Source organism: Pseudoalteromonas sp. (assembly GCF_018402495.1).
In the GTDB taxonomy this organism is placed as follows: domain Bacteria; phylum Pseudomonadota; class Gammaproteobacteria; order Enterobacterales; family Alteromonadaceae; genus Pseudoalteromonas.
The window spans coordinates 932,270-951,778 of record NZ_JAGYIU010000002.1 but is presented as its reverse complement, the minus strand read 5'-3'; the positions used below and the strand labels follow the sequence as shown (position 1 = coordinate 951,778).

16 protein-coding genes are annotated in these 19,509 nt (G+C 39.9%); 11 read left to right on the top strand and 5 right to left on the bottom strand.

The genetic code is table 11. From position 1 onward, the window contains the following. Positions 1-2: 2 nt before the first annotated feature. The 5 genes from ilvA to KG708_RS09860 all read left to right on the top strand — a co-directional run bounded on the left by ilvA (position 3) and on the right by KG708_RS09860 (position 5,333). Positions 3-1,556: a threonine ammonia-lyase, biosynthetic gene (gene ilvA, locus KG708_RS09880; RefSeq protein WP_213609298.1), complete on the top strand. Its 1,554-nt coding sequence runs from the start codon at positions 3-5 to the stop codon at positions 1,554-1,556. A 144-nt stretch (positions 1,557-1,700) separates the two neighbouring features. Continuing rightward, positions 1,701-2,684, top strand: a complete 984-nt coding sequence (locus tag KG708_RS09875; RefSeq protein ID WP_213609296.1) for an ABC transporter substrate-binding protein — start codon at positions 1,701-1,703, stop codon at positions 2,682-2,684. A 130-nt stretch (positions 2,685-2,814) separates the two neighbouring features. After that, positions 2,815-3,999 (top strand): methyltransferase, encoded by a 1,185-nt coding sequence (locus KG708_RS09870; protein ID WP_213609294.1) that lies wholly within the window; start codon positions 2,815-2,817, stop codon positions 3,997-3,999. Between the two features lie 10 nt (positions 4,000-4,009). Then, positions 4,010-4,675 (top strand): carbonate dehydratase, encoded by a 666-nt coding sequence (gene can / locus KG708_RS09865; protein ID WP_213609292.1) that lies wholly within the window; start codon positions 4,010-4,012, stop codon positions 4,673-4,675. Between the two features lies 1 nt (position 4,676). After that, the gene (locus tag KG708_RS09860; protein ID WP_213609290.1) at positions 4,677-5,333 is read left to right on the top strand and encodes a short chain dehydrogenase; all 657 of its coding nucleotides are present in this window, start codon (positions 4,677-4,679) and stop codon (positions 5,331-5,333) included. A gap of 37 nt (positions 5,334-5,370) precedes the next feature. On the opposite strand, the gene KG708_RS09855 is transcribed toward KG708_RS09860, so the two are convergent. Further along, complete coding sequence (locus KG708_RS09855; protein ID WP_213609288.1) at positions 5,371-5,634, bottom strand: accessory factor UbiK family protein; 264 nt, start codon at positions 5,632-5,634, stop codon at positions 5,371-5,373. Positions 5,635-5,747: 113 nt separating this feature from the next. Between KG708_RS09855 and rep the strand changes: the two genes are divergently transcribed. Beyond that, positions 5,748-7,766, top strand: coding sequence for a DNA helicase Rep (gene rep / locus KG708_RS09850; protein ID WP_213609286.1), 2,019 nt, complete (start codon positions 5,748-5,750; stop codon positions 7,764-7,766). Between the two features lie 13 nt (positions 7,767-7,779). Here the strand turns inward: rep and KG708_RS09845 are convergent, their stop codons facing one another. From KG708_RS09845 to elbB, 3 genes are all read right to left on the bottom strand, one after another. After that, a complete protein-coding gene (locus KG708_RS09845) occupies positions 7,780-10,344 on the bottom strand; it encodes a diguanylate cyclase (protein WP_213609284.1) in 2,565 nt (854 codons plus the stop codon). 174 nt (positions 10,345-10,518) lie between these two features. Then, a complete protein-coding gene (locus tag KG708_RS09840) occupies positions 10,519-10,911 on the bottom strand; it encodes a cytochrome c5 family protein (RefSeq protein ID WP_213609282.1) in 393 nt (130 codons plus the stop codon). 225 nt (positions 10,912-11,136) lie between these two features. Continuing rightward, positions 11,137-11,784 (bottom strand): isoprenoid biosynthesis glyoxalase ElbB, encoded by a 648-nt coding sequence (elbB, locus tag KG708_RS09835; RefSeq protein WP_213609280.1) that lies wholly within the window; start codon positions 11,782-11,784, stop codon positions 11,137-11,139. Positions 11,785-12,294: 510 nt separating this feature from the next. Here elbB and polA point away from each other — a divergent pair. The 3 genes from polA to KG708_RS09820 all read left to right on the top strand — a co-directional run bounded on the left by polA (position 12,295) and on the right by KG708_RS09820 (position 16,622). Further along, positions 12,295-15,030 (top strand): DNA polymerase I, encoded by a 2,736-nt coding sequence (gene polA / locus KG708_RS09830; protein ID WP_213609278.1) that lies wholly within the window; start codon positions 12,295-12,297, stop codon positions 15,028-15,030. A 489-nt stretch (positions 15,031-15,519) separates the two neighbouring features. Continuing rightward, the gene (locus tag KG708_RS09825; protein ID WP_213609276.1) at positions 15,520-16,107 is read left to right on the top strand and encodes a YceI family protein; all 588 of its coding nucleotides are present in this window, start codon (positions 15,520-15,522) and stop codon (positions 16,105-16,107) included. Continuing rightward, positions 16,104-16,622, top strand: a complete 519-nt coding sequence (locus tag KG708_RS09820) for a DUF1285 domain-containing protein (protein ID WP_213609274.1) — start codon at positions 16,104-16,106, stop codon at positions 16,620-16,622. Before KG708_RS09825 ends, KG708_RS09820 begins: the two co-directional genes overlap by 4 nt. On the opposite strand, the gene yihA is transcribed toward KG708_RS09820, so the two are convergent. Then, positions 16,623-17,279: a ribosome biogenesis GTP-binding protein YihA/YsxC gene (gene yihA, locus KG708_RS09815; protein ID WP_013463876.1), complete on the bottom strand. Its 657-nt coding sequence runs from the start codon at positions 17,277-17,279 to the stop codon at positions 16,623-16,625. Between the two features lie 281 nt (positions 17,280-17,560). Here yihA and KG708_RS09810 point away from each other — a divergent pair, with 281 nt between their 5' ends. Further along, complete coding sequence (locus tag KG708_RS09810) at positions 17,561-18,193, top strand: c-type cytochrome (RefSeq protein WP_213609272.1); 633 nt, start codon at positions 17,561-17,563, stop codon at positions 18,191-18,193. Between the two features lie 731 nt (positions 18,194-18,924). Continuing rightward, positions 18,925-19,509, top strand: coding sequence for a Der GTPase-activating protein YihI (gene yihI, locus KG708_RS09805; RefSeq protein WP_213609270.1), 585 nt, complete (start codon positions 18,925-18,927; stop codon positions 19,507-19,509).

Below are 19,509 nucleotides of genomic sequence, written 5' to 3'. Positions count from 1 at the left end.
TTATGGTTTCTCAAGAACTCGATTATTTTCGCGCTATTATCCAAGCCAATATGGAGCCTTTAGCTAAGGTGACTGAGGTGAGTGAAATGGCCGAATTGAGTGCACGATTAGGTAATCATGTTTGGTTAAAGCGTGAAGATCAGCAACCGGTGTATTCGTTTAAATTACGCGGTGCTTTTAATAAATTAAATAAGCTGCCAAAGGGCTCGGTCGTGATCACCGCATCGGCAGGCAATCATGCTCAAGGGGTGGCGCTGAGTGCTTCGCACCTAGGGCATAAAGCCACCATTGTTATGCCCGTAACGACACCTGAAATTAAGGTTAATGCGGTAAGGGCATTGGGCGGGGAAGTCGTGTTACATGGTCATCAGTTTGATGCCGCAAAGGCTTATGCGCTTGAATTAACTGAGCAGCGAAACGGCGTATTTGTCCCTCCATTTGATGACCCCGATGTCATTGTTGGTCAAGGCACAGTTGCCCGTGAACTAATGCAACAGCTGAACGACTTAGACGTGGTATTTATTCCTGTTGGCGGCGGCGGATTGCTGGCGGGTATGGCGGTGTACATTAAATCGCTGCGCCCAGATATCAAAGTGATTGGAGTCGAGGCTAATGAAAGTGCTTGTTTAAAAGCTGCCATGGAAGCGGGAGAGCCTGTAGAGCTAGAAAGAGTAGGAAGCTTTGCCGATGGTGTTGCCGTAAAAATAATTGGTAGCGAAACATTTAGACTGGCGCAAAAGTTTTGCGATGAAGTGGTGACCGTATCAGATGATGAAATATGTGCTGCCATGCAAGATATTTTTGTATCAACCCGTGCTATTGCCGAACCTTCAGGCGCACTTGCAACTGCAGGGCTTAAAAAATGGTCTCAGCAGTCGGGTTTAAAGGGGTTAAACTTAGCGGCCATTTTGTCTGGTGCTAATTTAAATTTTGATCGCTTACGCTATGTAGCTGAACGAACTGCATTAGGTGAGAAGAACGAAGCATTATTAGCGGTAACAATTGATGAAAAACGCGGTAGCTTTAAACAATTCTGTGCCTCACTCGGTGGGCGCGCTATTACCGAATTTAACTACCGATATGCAGGGCCTGGCGAGGCGCAAATTTTTGTTGGTATTGCACTGCGCCAAGGATTAGCAGAACTTGAGGAGCTTAAACTAAGTCTAACCGATAATGGCTATTCGTTTTGCGACTTGTCAGATAACGAATTAGCAAAACTTCATGTACGGTATATGGTTGGTGGTAAAGCGCCAGAGCAGCTACATGAACGCTTACTGCGGTTTGAGTTTCCAGAGTACCCAGGTGCATTAGCGCGCTTTTTAGATACACTGGGTAGTAATTGGAATATCACTTTATTTCACTACCGTAATCATGGCGGTTCTACGGGTAATGTATTGGCAGGTTTTGCTATTGAGCCAAGTCAATATGAGATGTTTAATGAGCACTTAAACCGCCTAGGTTACAGTGTTCAAGACGAAACCCATAACCCGTGTTTTACCCAGTTTTTAACCACACAACCTCAAGCAGAAAAGCTTGAAAAGCTCGCCTTAGCATAATCCTATTTTAAGCAGGCATCTTCTGTGGATGCTTGCTTTATCAGCTGCTTTACATATAGTTACGTTAATCACTACGTTTTTTGGAAACTCTCTTTGTTACTTAAAGGAATGATAATTAGCGCCTGCCTTTTTTGTAACCAGTTAATGGCGCAGGAATCAGTCACACTACAATTAAAGTGGACACATCAATTTCAATTTGCGGGTTATTATATGGCTCAGCAAAAAGGGTATTATGATGAGGCTGGTTTAGACGTCACTATTGTGCCTGCAGATCAAAAACGACCAAATAGTTTTGGCGCGGTACAGCGTGGTGAAGCCCAGTTTGGGGTTGCGCATTCTGGTATTTTACAGCAGCGTATTGCAGGTAAACCCTTTGTAGCCATGGCTGCCATATTACAGTTTTCTCCTTATTGCTGGATGGTCAAAGAAAGCTCTGATATTTTTCATGCCCGTGATTTTGTCAATAAACGTGTTAGTCAAGTGAGTAAAGAGAGCAGCTCTGAGCTATTGACTATGCTCAAGCGTAGCGGCATTGATACCGAAAAGTTAGCTATATACAAAGGTAATCAATTACAAAAAGCATGGATGGAAAATAAGCTAGATGCCATAGAAGTTTATGTTACCGACTTACCTTATTATATGGAGCAGCAAGGCATTGCTCATCGACTCATATGCCCTCAACGTTATGGTATGGACGTATACGCAGATATTTTATTTACCAGTGACGATATGCTTAAGTATCATCCTGATACGGTAGAAAAATTTTATCAAGCGAGTTTAAAAGGATGGCGTTATGCTTTAATGAATATGGATGAAGCTATTGCGATTACTCAGCAGTTTTATGCCTCTGAACGTAGTTTTCATCAATTAGCGTATGAAGCGGAAGTGTTAAAAGAGTATGTTGCTCCACCTAGCACCAATGTGGGTAATATGTCGATGGCAAAATGGCGCTTAATTGCTGATTTATATGAGATTGATCAAACAAAGTTTGATGCAGTAAAAGCTGATTTTATTTATAAATATAAAAAGCAAGAAACCCTGCAGTTTTCTTGGATGCTGATTGCTGCCATTATTATTAGTATTATTTCTATCCCGCTTTATTTACGGCTAATTTTTAAATCACGCTAAATTCAGCTAAAAACATAAGTGTATATAAAGCTAAGTGCTAGTCTTGCTCTATGAGTTTAAAAAAATAACCGCTTAATTAGACGCTAGTGTACTGGTATAATTTATCTTCTTTTTTATATTTTAAGCTGTTATGACCTTAACTGAGCAATTTTCTGCCCTCGATTCGTTACTGATGAGCACACGTTCTTATTGGCAGTGCACCGCATTTGATTTTGACTCATTACCGTGGCCTGAGTTGCATGTTTGCTTAACCGAGTTATCTGATGAGGCGGTTGCTGAGTTAGATACGGATCAAGCGAAGCTTTATCAATTTTTTTCACCTTTCATACCCGGTGTAGGGCAATTAAGTCAATTGGCTTCACTGCCGACTATAACAAGCCGTCGAGCGGATTATCCATTTTGGATCAGTAATGGTATAAAAGGACGAAAGTTTACTCAGCTTCAAGACTTTGTCGGTGCCCTACCTGCTAATAATCAGCCTATTTTAGAATGGTGTGCAGGCAAGGGGCATTTAGGGCGTATGTTGGCGTTTAATGGAGCACCGAGTGTGCACAGTGTTGAGCTTCAACCTCATTTATGTGAGCAAGGGCAAACAAGTGCACAGCAACAAGGCCTTGCTATGCAATTTAGCCAAGCTGATGTACTTACAGATAACACTCAGGACTTTTTTAACCCGCAAACTCATGCCGTTGCTTTACATGCCTGCGGTGCGTTACATCAAACTTTTATGTATCAAGCCAGTGCGGCAAAAGTAGCGCAAATTAGCTTTTCACCTTGTTGTTATCATTTATTTACCGAGAATAATTATCAAGCAATGAGCGAACAGGCGAAGCGAAGTGAGCTTAATTTAACTCATAGAGATTTAAAACTCGCCTTACAAGAAACCGTCACGGCTCCATCGCGAGTTAGCAAAGTGCGAAAAACAGAAGTTGAGTGGCGACTCGGGTTTGATGCATTAAGAAAGTCTCTCACCGGTGAGACAGCGTATGTTAGTGTGCCATCAGTGAATAAGGCGATATTTTCAGATTCGTTTGCATCATTTTGTAACTGGGCTGCTGATAAAAAAGCCTTGCCATTACCTCAAGGTATTGATTATGAAAAGTTTTTATTGGTTGGGCAGGCACGAAAAAAGATAACGGAACGAGTTGAACTGGTTCGACATGTGTTTAGAAGGGCAATAGAAGTTTGGCTTGTGCTCGATCGTGCTTTATATTTGCAACAGCAAGGCTATGACGTTGGTGTTGGTACATTTTGTGAAAAGCAATTAACTCCCCGTAATATTTTAATTTTAGCCAGTTTAACGCCCTCGACCTAAAAGAGATGTAATGAGAAATTTAAATAACTTACTAGAAAACAACAAACGCTGGGCATCGAGAACGAGCGAAGCGAACCCTGAATTTTTTAAGATTTTATCGATGCAACAAAATCCAGAATATTTATGGATCGGTTGTTCTGACTCTCGGGTACCAGCCAATCAAATAGTTGACTTACTTCCAGGTGAGTTGTTTGTTCACCGTAATGTTGCCAACGTGGTAGTGCACACAGATCATAATTGTTTATCGGTTATGCAGTATGCAGTCGAAGTATTAAAAGTAAAACACATTATGGTTGTTGGTCACTATGGTTGCGGTGGTGTTCAAGCGGTATTAAATGAAGATCGCTTTGGTTTTATTGATAACTGGTTACGCCACGTTGGTGATGTTAAAGAAAAGCATTTAGAGCAACTTAATGCAATGCCAGAAAAGCAGCGCTTAGACCGTTTAATTGAACTAAATGTGATTGAGCAAGTGCGTAATGTATCGCGTACCAGTATTGTTCAAGATGCGTGGTTGCGAGGTCAAGATCTAACAGTTCATGGATGGGTGTATGGATTGGAAAATGGCCACTTACACGATCTAGAATCAGTAGTGAGCTGCGCCGAAGAAGAATGCACTAGTTATAAAAAAGCAATACAGCATGTGCTAAATAAGTCAGTGGGTAGTCACGCTTAGTATGGCTAAAACGGCAGTGATTATCGGTAGTACGGGCTTAGTGGGCAGCCAGTTATTACAACAGCTTTTAGTAAGTCCTCGCTATTCGAAAGTAGTGAGCTTATCGCGCCGTCATTTAGACCTTTCTCACCCTAAATTAACTAGCCATGTTATTGATTTTGAAAACCTGACGCATTACGTTGAATTATTTAATGGTGACGTGTTTTTTTCTTGCTTAGGCACTACGCTAAAGCAAGCTGGAAGCCTAACAGCACAACGTAAAGTTGATTTTGACTACCAATTTATTTGTGCTCAAATGGCGGCCAATAACGGTGTTCCTCATTATTGTTTGGTGTCATCAAGTGGCGCAAATGCGCATAGTATGAGCCGTTACCTAAAAATCAAAGGTGAACTTGAGCAGCAGGTAAAGCAGCTTGGCTTCTCGCGACTAAGCGTGTTGCAACCGTCTTTATTATTGGGCGAACGTTCAGAGTTGCGTGTAGCAGAAAAAATAGCCGCGTTAGTACTTCCGTGGATAACTCAATGTGGTAGGTTAAAGCGCTATAAACCTATCACCGGTGAACAGGTTGCTGAGAAAATGCTAATGGTTAGTTTAAAGCAGCAGCAATCAATCGCATATTATACGCTAGATGAACTGTTTGAGAGTGAATGTAAATAACGCCATAAGTGGTGTTTGTTTTATGGCGTTATAGTTATTATTCAGCGTCTGTTTTTGCCGATAATTGCTGTTCAAGTAGCGCTACTTTCGCTTCTAATTCAGTCAGCTTTTCACGGGTGCGGATCAGCACTTGGCTTTGAATATCAAACTCTTCACGGCTTACAAAATCCATTTCGGCAAGCTTATTTTGTAACACTTGCTTGGTTTTACATTCAAGTGTATCAGCCAGATTTTTTACACCTTGTGGCATGTTATTAGTGATCTGTTTCGCAATTTCTTCAAGTTTTGCTGGGTTAATCATAGTCGTCCCTTGCCTGTTGCCTAAAATGATAATAACTAATATTACCTTATTGGCTAGGCGTATTGTAGTGATTACGTTAAAATTGCCCGTCTTTTTGCAATCACCTGGTCATTATGAAACTCAATCCTAAACAAGATGAAGCGGTAAAGTACATTAGTGGTCCTTGCTTGGTATTAGCTGGCGCAGGTTCAGGTAAAACGCGAGTTATTACTAATAAAATCGCTTATTTAGTGCAAAAGTGTGAGTATCAAGCGCGTAATATTGCTGCCGTTACTTTTACTAACAAAGCAGCTAAAGAAATGCGCGAGCGGGTTATGCAAACCTTAGGCAAGCAAGAATCTAAAGGTTTATGGGTCTCTACATTTCATACGCTTGGGCTCGAAATCATCAAAAAAGAGTTAAAAACACTTGGGTTTAAACCCGGTTTTTCGCTGTTTGACGACCAAGATACCAATCAATTACTCGGTGATTTAACCGAAGACGAGCTTAAAAAAGACAAAGACTTACTGAACCTGCTAAAAATGCAAATTGGTAGCTGGAAGAATGAACTCATTTTACCAGAGCAAGCTATTGGTGAAGCACGCGATGCACAAAAGTCTTTATTTGCGCAGCTTTATGCGCGTTACCAAAATCAATTAAGAGCGTATAACGCACTGGATTTTGATGATTTAATTATGATCCCCACGCTGCTTTTAAGCAGTAACGCCACTTCACGTGAACGTTGGCAGCAGCGTTTTCGCTATTTACTGGTGGATGAATATCAAGATACTAATACCAGCCAATATCAATTAGTAAAATTGCTGGTGGGTGAGCGTGCACGTTTTACTGTGGTGGGAGATGACGATCAGTCAATTTACTCTTGGCGGGGGGCTCGCCCACAAAACTTGGTGCTATTAAGTAAAGATTACCCTGGACTTCGATTAATAAAACTAGAACAAAACTACCGTAGTGCTGGGCGTATTCTAAAAGCGGCTAATATATTAATTGCGAATAATCCTCATGAGTTTGAAAAAAAGCTTTTTAGTGAGCTAGGTTATGGCGAACAGATTAAAGTCATTGGCTGTCGTGATGAAGAACATGAGTCAGAACGCGTGGTTGCAGAAATTATTTCTCATAAATTTATGAAACGTACTAGTTATAAAGATTATGCGATTTTATATCGAGGTAACCACCAAGCACGCGGCTTTGAAAAGTCTTTAATGAGTAACCGTATACCCTATAAAATTAGCGGCGGGATGTCGTTTTTTTCCCGCTCTGAAATTAAAGATATCATGGCTTACTTACGCTTATTAGTAAATCAAGATGATGACAATGCCTTTTTAAGAATTGTGAATACACCACGGCGTGAAATAGGCACGGTGACGCTTGAAAAACTAGGCACCTTAGCCAATGAAAAACATCAAAGCTTGTTTGCTACGTGTTTCGATAACGACTTAGGGTATAGACTAAAAGGCCGTGGTTATAATGCGTTAGCTGGATTTGCCCGCTGGGTGGTTGAGCTTTCGGATAACGCAGTTCGCAGCGATACCTTAGAAGCGGTAAAAGATTTAGTGCGAAATATTAATTACGAAGCTTACTTATACGAATCATCACCGAGTGCCAAAGCCGCCGAAATGCGCATGAAAAATGTATCCGAGTTATACCGTTGGATCACCGATATGTTAACAGGTGATGCTGATAATCCACCAATGACATTGGCTGAAGTGGTTAGTAAATTGACCCTACGCGATATGCTTGAGCGTAACGAAGAGGAAGATGAAGCAGATGCAGTACAATTACTTACGCTGCATGCTTCAAAGGGACTCGAGTACCCTTATGTATTTATGGTAGGCATGGAAGAGGGGCTGTTACCACACCAAGTGAGTATTGATGAGGATAATGTAGATGAAGAGCGCCGCCTTGCGTATGTGGGTATTACCCGTGCGCAGCAAGAGCTAACCTTAACGTATGCTAAAATTCGTCGTCAATTTGGTGAAACATCGCAAACGGAGTTGAGTCGATTTGTGCAAGAGCTACCCCAAGATGATCTCGCTTTTGAAAACAAAAAAGCGCCTAACACCCAAGCTGAACGCATGGAAAAAGGCCAAGCTCGGGTTGCAAATTTAAGAGCTATGCTAAAAAAACCACAATAGGATGCGTTTAGCGTTATTTTGATTCTGAGCTTATAAGTGTTGAACGTATCGCGCTTTTAAGTGGGTGCTGTTTGGCAACAAACAAGTTCAAGCCATGTTTATCTAAAAGGGCTCTGAGGTTTAAGATTGACGGGCCTTTAGCTATTACTTTGATACGTTTAAGCTTAGTAATAGCAAGCACCCCCTGCAACTGCAAATCGTAGCATTCTTGCTGTAATATTCGCTTACTAAAGGTGGAGCTAAGCAGTAAATAATCACACTCTATTTCAGTCAACAAATTAAGCTCGCATTTGTCTTTTGCGAAATTGTTCAAGCCAATCGAGTAACCGTTCTTTTTAAGTTGTTTTAAGTTTTCTAATTGCAGCGAACTGGCATAACGCAACTCTTGCTCATCAAACAATAAGCAAAGCTGGTCACTGTTTACCGACTGCTTTAGTGCAGCTGTTAATAAAGAGAATTCATGCTTTTCTAAAAGCAGACTTGAGCAAGGCAGAAGAGCAACGCTTATTTCAGCGTCTTTCGCCTGTTGATACGCCTGTAAAATCAGTTGGAGTTCTACTTTTATATGCTGTTCTTTATCACTCGCAAATTTCTTTAAAATATCAAAACTAGTAAAGCCAAGTACAGGGTGTTCACCAAACGCTTCAAATAATGAGGCATATTGATAATGCTCATCCGTAGAAATAATATCTGAGCTACGAAACGTCATAGGTAATACATCAAGATGGTGCAATGTTTGTGACTCATGTTGCAGCATTGGCTCTGTGAGTAACGGGTGAAATAATTCGAAGCGATTTTTACCGGAGTTTTTAGCGTAATACATTGCGGCATCAGCATCTCTAATAATTTCATCTGTATGTTTATAGCTTTGCTTTGAATAAGTGATACCAATACTCGCGCCGCTTTGCACACAAATACCTTTTGTACAGAAAGGTTTTCGCATGATGTTGATGATTCGATTTGCAACATCCTCAGCTTGGTTTGGCTCGGTTAAATGAGTGAGTAAAATTACAAATTCATCTCCCCCTAAGCGTGCTAATAAATCATGCTCACGGATACATTGAGAGAACAACTGACCCACGCTAATTAAAAATTCGTCTCCGGCATGGTGCCCAAGCTGGTCGTTTATATCTTTAAACTTATCAAGATCAATAAACAGTACCGCAAAGTGCTCATCAGGATGACGTTGATAAAACTGTAGCGTTTTTTCTAGCTGAGTTAAAAATAAATTACGATTAGGCAAGCTTGTTAATGAGTCATGGTGCGCATCGTGATACAGCTGCTGTTCTATTTTTTTACGCTCATCAATTTGCATCTGTAAATGCAAATTTGCTTGGCTTAACTCTTTGGTTTTTTCGTTTACACGAGAAGCGAGCTCTTGGTGACTCTTTTTCAGCGCCTGTGAGGCTAATTTTGTTTGTAATACCGTGGCAATTTGATGCGATACAAAGGTTATGAGTTCTGCATCATCTTGTGTGAAAAGGTGTTCATTATTATAAGCTTGGCAAACAATTAGACCAATAACCCCTTGTGAGGTTTTTAGCGGAGCGCCAAGCCAGCTGGTGGCTCTTTTCGACTCATCAATTGGTGTTTCACGCTCTACAATGCCACTATTTAATAATTCTTGTGCTCTTTGCGGGTGAATTATTTGTGTTTCTTCGGTACTGATCACCAGCTCACTGTACCCTTTTGCAAAGCGCCTTGGTTGGGTGCTGCCTTGAAATTCGTCAACACTGTAAGGAAAACTAATCCAACCCGATTCTTTATCATATAAGGCAATATAAAGATTTTTTGCGTAAGTGATGGTTTTTATTATTTTGTGTATTTGAAAATAAGCATCATCTAAGTTTTTAGCTTGAGTTGTCAGCTCTGAAATTTTGAATAATATTTGCTGGCGTTGCAGGGCATTTTTTCGTTGTTGTATTTCAACATTTAAAGTATCATTGCTTTGCGTTAATGCACGGGTTCTTAGTTTTACTTCTGATTCGAGTAGCTCTCGTTTCTTAACGCGTTCAATAGCTGTCGCTAAATAGAGTGACATTGCTTCAAGTAGGTTTATTTGTTGCGAACTATAACCTTGCTCAGTGTCGTAACTTTGCGCTGCTAATACGCCAATAATATTTTTTTCTTGATAAACTGGAACGCCTACCCAGTGTTCTGCAGGTGTACCTAATGCTTTGAATAAGCCTTGCTGTGCAGCATCATGCATTTGTTGCTTAGTGAAATAAGTGGTCTTTCCTTGCTTAAACACATAACCCGTTGCGCCTTCTTCAAAATTATTCTCCCGATTAAGTGGTACAGAAATTCCATCTTTTTCATCAGAAAAATAAGACAGTTCCAACTGTTGTGATTGCGGCTCAACAAGCACCACATAAAAGCTTTTACTCGGGACATACTTTTGTAAAATGTCATGAATAGCTGGGTAAAGTAAGGTTAATTCGGCAACAGTACTTGCTTGCTCTGATAGCTGTATCAGGGCATTGTGGAGGTGGTAGGCATGTTTGTACTTTTTCAATAGTGCTTTTAGTCGTTTATTTTGGCGCACTACGCTACTCGGTACAATGAGTTTATCTTCCAATGATGTTTAACCAGTTATAATTTTTTGTATAGTTATTAATCATTATAGTTCCACTTTTAACATTTTGCGTCAAGTAGATATTTATCTTAATTATGCTGCGAAAAGTCGATAATTAGAAACAAAAAAGGCTTACTGTGAGTAAGCCTTTCATTTATAGTTTTAGCCTGACTAATTTTATTTAGCAGTCATAAAATCAATTGCTGCGCTTATTTCATCATCTGAACAATCCATACATGTACCACGTGGCGGCATTGCATTGAAGCCATTGATTGAATGTTCAAGTAATACATCTTTGCCTTTGGCGATACGAGGAGCCCAATCATCAGCAGATTTTGGTGCACCGAGAGCTCCCGTTCCGTGACAAGCAAAACAGGCTGCTTGGTATACTTGCTCGCCTGAACGAGGCCCTGTTGGTTCAGCAGCCGCTGCTTTTTCACCTTCAAGGTAAACAGCGCCAATAGGCGCTAAACGTTTTTTAATAGCATCTTCAGTCATAGAGTTATCATATGGCTGTGCGTATGCTGTGGTTGCTAGCACAAGTAATGCTGCAGCTGATAGTTTTTTCATTTTGCCTTGCCCACTTCAATTTGAACGTGATCAATCACGATTTTAAATGACGGAATTCAAACCAATTATAACTCCACTAAGTCATTTATAAAATGCTCAGAGCCGATTTTATTTAGAAATACGACTATTGATTGTCTTAACTCAATAAAATTACATGGTTTGGCGCGTAGTTAAATTATAAAACGGGAGTATGTCGTATTTTAAATGCGATCAGACCCGTTACGACTAACTCATAGCTAATACGTTACGCACTAACTTATCGATTCCTGCATTTGCATCCATAATAGACTGTGCCAACATATAGGCCGGTGTCGTAACGAGTTTATTGCTTTTATCAATAACAATATCATCCACTTTACACTCTACGTGTTCAGCGCCTAATGTGCTAAGAGCCTCGGCTGTGTCGCTATCATTACCAATAGTAAGCTGAGGTTTATGATAAATAAAAGGCAATAGAGCCGGTGCAATACACATGTAACCAGTGGTTTTTTTTGCATCCGCAAACGCTTTACAAGCGCTAAGTACTGCCTCGTTTACTTTAGCGTTAGTGCCATTAATAGCAAAGTCAGATAGATTTTTAGCGACCCCGAAGCCCCCAGGGACAATGAGTGCATCAAATTGTGTAACGTCTAATTCAGCGAGTGACTTTATATTGCCACGGGTGATGCGAGCTGATTCAACTAATACATTTCGCGGCTGTGCTATTTCTTCACCAGTGATGTGATTAATGGTGTGGTACTGCTCTATATCAGGTGCAAAGCACTGATACTGAGCATTATTTTTTTCAATGTGTAATAAAGTCAGTACCACCTCATTAATTTCACTACCATCAAACACACCACAACCTGCTAAAATTACAGCTATATTTTTCATATCATTTCGCTCCATTAAAGTCTCTTAAATAAAGTTTAACACGATGAATCAGCCGATTTAAAAATTTATTTGCTGGTTTTTTAGGCGTAAAGCACGTTGTTATGCGCTATATGCCATTTAGTGATTGGTAGGCATGAAAAAAATTATAAAGGATCGCTATGATCTTTGATCCATTATGCTAGAATGCTCATCCTGTTGTTTAAATGGACGTAAATAATTAAGGTGGGTTATAAAAACAGTGACGGTATAAATGCTTTTTCCACATTAATAGAAAAATAATAAAAAAGAACCTCGAATTATCTTTTTTTAAACAAAACAATAAATTACAAATTAATCTAGGCATTTCAAGATGCTTCGGATGGGTAGTTTGTGGGTGTTATCTACATAGTTATCCACAACTTACTAAAAATGTAGCGCGATTACTCACATTAATTCACAGTCGTTTTATTTACTGCCTTATGGCATGCTTACACTCATATTACTTTTTTGTATTTAGGATCCAATTTTACCATGGCTCAGATCCCCGAAAACCCGCTTATTTTAGTTGATGGCTCTTCATATTTGTTTCGTGCTTATCATTCACCACCACATCTAACGAACTCTAAGGGTGAGGCCACCGGTGCCATTTATGGCGTGGTAAACATGCTTAAAAGTTTGATCAAACAATATGATCCCTCACATATGGTGGTGGTATTTGACGCCAAAGGTAAAACCTTCAGAAATGATATGTACAGTGAGTATAAAGCTAACCGTCCGCCAATGCCTGATGATCTGCGTACTCAAATAGCGCCGCTGCACAGTATTATCAAAGCAATGGGTTTTCCGTTAATTAGTATTGAGGGCGTGGAAGCCGATGACGTAATCGGTACTTTTGCACGCATCGCCTCTGAGCAACAACGTCATGTGCTGGTATCGACTGGTGATAAAGATATGGCGCAGTTGGTCAATGAGCATGTAACCTTGATTAATACCATGACCGACAGTATTTCAGATCCCGAAACTGTGGTTGAAAAGTTTGGTGTTGGACCTGAACTTATTATCGATTATTTAGCTTTAATGGGCGACAAAGTAGATAATATTCCTGGCGTTGAGGGGTGCGGGCCTAAAACAGCAGTTAAATGGTTACAAAAGTACGGATCGCTTCAGGGCGTAATTGATAATGCTTCTGATATAAAAGGTAAAATAGGCGAGAAACTGGCAAAAGCGATTGATCATTTACCGTTAAGCTATGAGCTTGCCACTATTAAATGTGATGTTGAGGTTGAATCTGATCTTGATACTTTTAAATTACAAACACCGAATAAAGACGAATTAATTGCCTTATACGGTGAATGTGAGTTTCGTCGTTGGCTAGCTGAATTGCTAGACAACCCAAAAGATGCCGACACACATTTAGCAGTACCAACGCAAGAGAATGAGCTGCCAAAAGTTGAAGATGCGCACTATGAAACGATTTTAACGCAAGCCCAGTTTGACGCGTTAATAGCGCAGCTTAATGAAGCTGAGCTATTTGCTTTTGATACAGAAACAACCAGTTTAGAGTATATGAAAGCGCAATTGGTCGGTATGAGCTTTGCGGTTAAAGCAGGCGAAGCGGCTTACTTACCAATAGCACATGATTATCCCGGTGCGCCTGAGCAGCTAAGCCTTGAATTTGTGATGCAAAAGTTGGGGCCGATATTAGCAGATGAAAATAAAGCTAAAGTAGGTCAAAATCTAAAATACGATAAAAGCGTGCTTGCCAATGCCGGTTATGAATTAAATGGTATTAAGTTCGACACTATGTTGGAGTCTTATGTATTTAATAGCGTAGGCACCCGTCATGATATGGACTCGTTGGCGCTTAAATACTTAGGCCACAAAAATATTAGCTTTGAAGATATTGCTGGTAAAGGTAAAAAGCAGCTTACATTTAATCAAATAGAACTTGAAAAAGCAGCGCCTTATGCCGCTGAAGATGCCGATATTACTTTGCGTTTGCACCAAGTGTTATGGCCGAAACTTGAAGCGGATGAAAAACTAAAATCGGTGTTTGAAGATATAGAAATGCCACTAGTAAGTGTTATTTCTGATATAGAGCGCACCGGTGTTGCTATCGACAGCAACATGTTAGCGGCACATAGCCAACGTTTAGGTGAGCGATTACTTGAGCTTGAAAAAGAAGCGTTTGAAATAGCGGGCGAACCGTTTAACTTAAGCTCACCAAAGCAACTACAGGTGCTGTTATTTGAAAAGCTCGAATTGCCCGTTATCAAAAAAACACCTAAAGGCGCGCCTTCTACGGCAGAAGAAGTACTGCAAGAGTTAGCGCATGATTACCCGCTGCCTAAAGTGATTATTGAGCACCGTGGATTATCAAAATTAAAATCAACTTACACCGATAAATTACCCTTGATAGTAAATGAACAAACTGGACGAGTGCATACTTCTTATCACCAAGCGGTAACAGCAACGGGTCGATTAAGTTCAAGTGATCCTAATTTACAAAATATCCCTATTCGTTCAGAGGAAGGGCGTCGTATTCGTGAAGCTTTTATTGCCGCCGATGGATATAAAATTATGGCTGCCGATTACAGCCAAATAGAGCTACGTATTATGGCGCATCTTTCACAAGATAAAGGATTGTTGAGTGCATTTGCCAATGGTTTAGATGTCCATAGTGCAACGGCCGCTGAAGTATTTGGGGTTGAGCTAGAGGAAGTAACATCAGATATGCGCCGTAAAGCTAAAGCGGTAAACTTTGGCTTAATTTATGGTATGTCGGCATTTGGCTTAGCACGTCAACTTGATGTACCTCGCCATGAAGCGCAGCATTATATTGATAAATATTTTGAGCGTTTTCCAGGTGTTTTAGAATACATGGAAACAACGCGTGAGAAAGCGGCCGAAAATGGCTATGTAGAAACAATTTTTGGCCGTCGCTTACATTTACCAGAAATAAATGCGCGCAATGGCGCTCGTCGCAAAGGCGCTGAGCGCGCAGCAATTAATGCACCGATGCAAGGCACTGCGGCTGATATTATTAAAAAAGCGATGTTAAGCGTGCATGCTTGGGTTAATCAGCAAGCACCTAATACAGTTAAGTTGCTCATGCAAGTACATGATGAATTGGTATTTGAGATTAAAACAGAATGTACTGAGCAATATACCAAACAGATTTGTGAGCTGATGTCACAAGCGGCGCAGTTAGATGTACCACTTATTGTTGAAGCTGACGAAGGTGATAACTGGGAACAAGCACACTAATTTAGCGCTACTGTACTGGTTTTAATATAGGCCAAATACAGAGTTCAAAAAGAGAATCATAAAGCGCCGCTAGGCGCTTTTTCTTTATCTTGCAGGTTAAAAAAAAGTTAAATTAAACAGCAGTTTGTATTAAATCGTTAGAGGTTCGTCAATTCGCTACGATTATCAATAATATGCTTGTATTTTTACACTTGCTTTTGGTAAAGTGCCGCCCGTCCTCATCCTGTAGGACATCCTGTTGATGATGCATCGAAAGATGCAACGTATTGATAGCTTCTCCCCAGTTTGCTATATCGGCCCATCATATATTTGATGGGTCGTTTTTTATAGCCTTACATTTGTTAACTTTATTCTCTAATTGCACTTAGTGTTTCAAGTGATACCATCACTCTACTTTGCGTTTTATCACGCAGTCATTAATGATTTTCAGTCAGGCTGATCAAAGTATTATTTACCAAGGTATAATTCTTTTTATTTTAGGAGTACGTCATGTTTAAGAAGTTATTTGTAACGGGTTTATCAATATCATGTTTAATGGTTTCAGGTTTTGCATCGGCAAACTGGCAATTACTTAATGATAAAAGCCAGTTAAGTTTTGTCTCTATTAAAAGTAACAGCATTGCTGAAGCTAATCACTTTACTCAACTAAAAGGGCAACTGAGCGAAAAAGGTCAGTTTAATGTGAAAGTTGATTTAACATCAGCTGAAACCTTTATCCCTATTCGTAACGAGCGTCTAAGTAAAATATTGTTTGAATCTGATACATTTACACATGCTACATTAACAACTGATTTATCTAAAAAATTGTCACTTATTAAACAACCTGGTCAGCATTTATTAAAAGGTATCAATGCAGAATTAGACTTTCACGGCCATAAACAGCCTCTGACTATTGATGTACTTGTCAGTAGTGCAGAAAATGGTGATTTAAGTGTGGCATCATTTACCCCTATCATTATCAATAGCGATGACTTTAAAGTCACTGATGGAATAATGCAGTTACAAAAATTAGCCGGATTACCTTCAATTGCTACTGCCGTGCCAGTTACTTTTGCACTGACATTTAAAAAACAGTGATTTCACTTAACGAGCTTAGTAAGCAACTCAGCGAGCCAAGCAAACCTTTTGAACAATGGCAGCCCGCTCATTGCGGGCAGTTACCATTATTGATTGATGAGCAAGGTAAATGGTTTTACGCAGGTAGTGAAATTACTCGTCAATCAATGGTGAAACTTTTTGCGAGTGTATTATGCAACGAAGATGGGCAGTTTTACTTAAAAACACCCGTAGAAAAAATCGCGATTGAGGTGAAGGATGCGCCTTTTATTATTGTAAATTGGCATAGTGAAAAGACATCAGAGGGAAGTGTTATTTGTTGTATTGATAACTTAAACCGTACATGGTTATTAAGTCGTCCTGATTCACTTTATATCAATGACTACAAAGGCGCTGCCGTGCCTTATATGCAGTTACCCTACGGCTGCTTTGCGCGAGTTGCGCGAAATGTGTTTTATCAGTGGGCTGAAATAGCCGAAACAGATGAGCTCGGCTATTTTATTACTTCCGCACAGCAGAAATTTTACTTACAGTAATTATTCGCTATCTGGCGCTACTAAATCAGCAGGTGGAACGGCCACGATTGGGCCTAAATACCACTCATCTAGCTTTTTAGCGACTTCTGGTAAGCCGGTGCCTTTAAGTGATGAAAATGCATGAACCGTAATATCGCCATCTAATTCACTTAACTCACGACGTACGCTAAGAACTTGTGATTTACGCGGACCTTGCTTTAGCTTATCGGCTTTAGTTAATAGTGCCAATACCGGAATTTCACTGCCTACAGCCCAATTAATTAAGTCGCGGTCTAAATCTTTTAATGGATGACGAATATCCATTAATACCACAATACCTTTTAAACTTTGACGTTTTTGCAGGTATTCGCCTAGCGATTTTTGCCATTTCTTTTTCATTTCAATCGGCACTTTTGCAAACCCATAGCCAGGTAGGTCAATTAGGCGCATATTATCTACATCGGCAAGTTCAAAGGTGTTGATCAGCTGAGTACGGCCGGGTGTTTTACTGGTTCGTGCTAACTTTTGATCGGTTAGGGCATTTAGCGCACTTGATTTACCTGCATTAGAGCGACCGGCAAACGCGACTTCAATTCCCGTATCAGCAGGTAATTTAGTGATGTCTGGCGCGCTTGTAACAAAAGACGCAGTGTTATACTTGATACGAGATTTGAGCACAGGCTCTCCTAAAACTTAAAAAAATAACATTGGGTAAACCAAATTCACCCGTGGCGCGTATTTTATACTATAAAGTAGCTATTAAAAAGTGTATTTGAGCATGTAAGATCATTGCTGACAGTACATTTTAACTGGCTTAGCGTTTAATTTTACTCAAAACCCTATAATTTATAGGTTTAATGTGTGTAGAAAACGTGCCAGAGAATTTAATATCGTGTAGAATATAAAAATCACAACATCCATATTGTAGATGATACAGGGTCGGAAACAGAGAATTCACCATGAAAAAAATAGCACTATCTTTAACTATATTGCTTGGTGCGTTGTCAGCAAGCAACGCAACAGCATTTGATGGCGATGTAAACGCAGGTAAAGAAAAATCAGCAACGTGTGCGGCTTGTCACGGCCCAGACGGTAATGCGCCGGTTAACATCTACCCAAAAATTGCAGGTCAACACGCAGATTACACCTATAAGCAACTTACTGAATTTAAATTAGGTATGACTTCGGGCGGTAAAGAAGGTCGTATGAATGCAGTAATGAGCGGCATGGCAATGCCATTGAGCGATCAGGATATGAAAGACTTGGCTGCTTACTTTGCTTCTTTGAACATGTCTGAAGGTGCTACACCGAAAGATGTTCAAGAAACAGGTGCCATGCTGTATAAAGCGGGTGACGCTGAACGCGGTATTCCGTCATGTGCGGCTTGTCATGGTCCGCGTGGTAATGGCTCTTCACTTGCTAAATTTCCAAAAATTTCTTTTCAACATCCAGAATACATCAAGTCACAACTTGAACAGTTCAGAGATGGTGTTCGTAATAACGACCTAAACGGTGTTATGCAAGACATTGCAAAGAAACTAACAGATAAAGACATTGAAACACTCTCTAAATACCTTGGTGGACTACACTAAAGTCGTATTTATTTAGATGTTGTTAACATAATACAATGTTAAATAGATAAAAAGCAGCCTTGGCTGCTTTTTTTGTGCTTGCCGTGACCGATAAAGCTCCTCCCCTTGTAAGACATTGACCATGCTTTAATGTAAGAAAAGTCTCATTTTATTTTTATTTTTTAATGTAACTTATTGTAATTTATATTTTTTAGTGTTTTTTGTAATATGTAGTACAAGAAAAAAGATATAAATTAGTTGTAACAAAATTATTAACGAGTAAATTAACCCCTGTCGCAAAAACAATAACAAATAGGAAAACGTTATAAGGATAGTAGCGCGGCACGACTGAATAGCACATAGAGTGTGCTACCAAAGGAAATATCAAAAAAGTGTTAGGAAGACCGAAAATAATAAAATACTCATGGAAGTTTAATAATAAAAACAAAATGGAATGCTACACGGAAGATAAATAATAAAAATACGGATAGAAAATAATAATAAAAACAATAAAGACTAAAAAGTCGAAGGGAGAAGTGTCCATATAATGGCGCTCAGATTAGTAGGCGGTAGAGATGTTTTCTCTACCGCCTTTTTATTTGTCCTGTTACAATACCCCCCGTTTAAAAAAAGTACCTTAACTGTGCTTTGGCGCGCAAAACGCCCAAACTGAATTCTCCTGGCTAGGCCAGCACCGCGATGCCCATTGAGTTGCGCCTCGCTCAAAACCTCTTAAGTGAGACGATCAAGATATGAGTAGAAAGAAAAAGTCACGTAAAATTCCATCAAATGGTCCCGTTCGTTTAAGCCAAGATAAGCTTAAAGAAATGCGCGCATTGAAAGAGCAACGTGTTAAAAAAACTAAGGGCGCTAAGCCTGGTTCACGTAATGCACCGGATGCAGTGAGTAATGAAACTCAAAAAGCAGGTTCGGCTGCTAAAGATAAACGCGTTGGTAGTAAAAAAGCAGTGCCATTAGTTGCACCTGCTGCTGAACCAAAAATCGAAATGAAACGTAACCTTAAACCTGTAGCAGAGCTTAAAAAGGCCGTTGAACCAGAATTAACGCCTGAACAAGAGTTAGAAGCCCTTGAAAATGATGAGCGCTTACTTAAATTAGTTGAGCGTCATGAGCAAGGTGAAATGCTAACGGGTAAAGATGCAAAATACTTCAATAGCCGCATAGCGCGTCACCAAGTGCTTTGTAAATTATTAGGCATTGAAGATGAAGAAGAGTTTGAAGATGACTTCAGCGATGAAGACAGTAATTCAGACTTTGATCAATACCTATCAAACGATCTAGCAAATGAATGGCTAGATGACGACGAAGATAAGTAA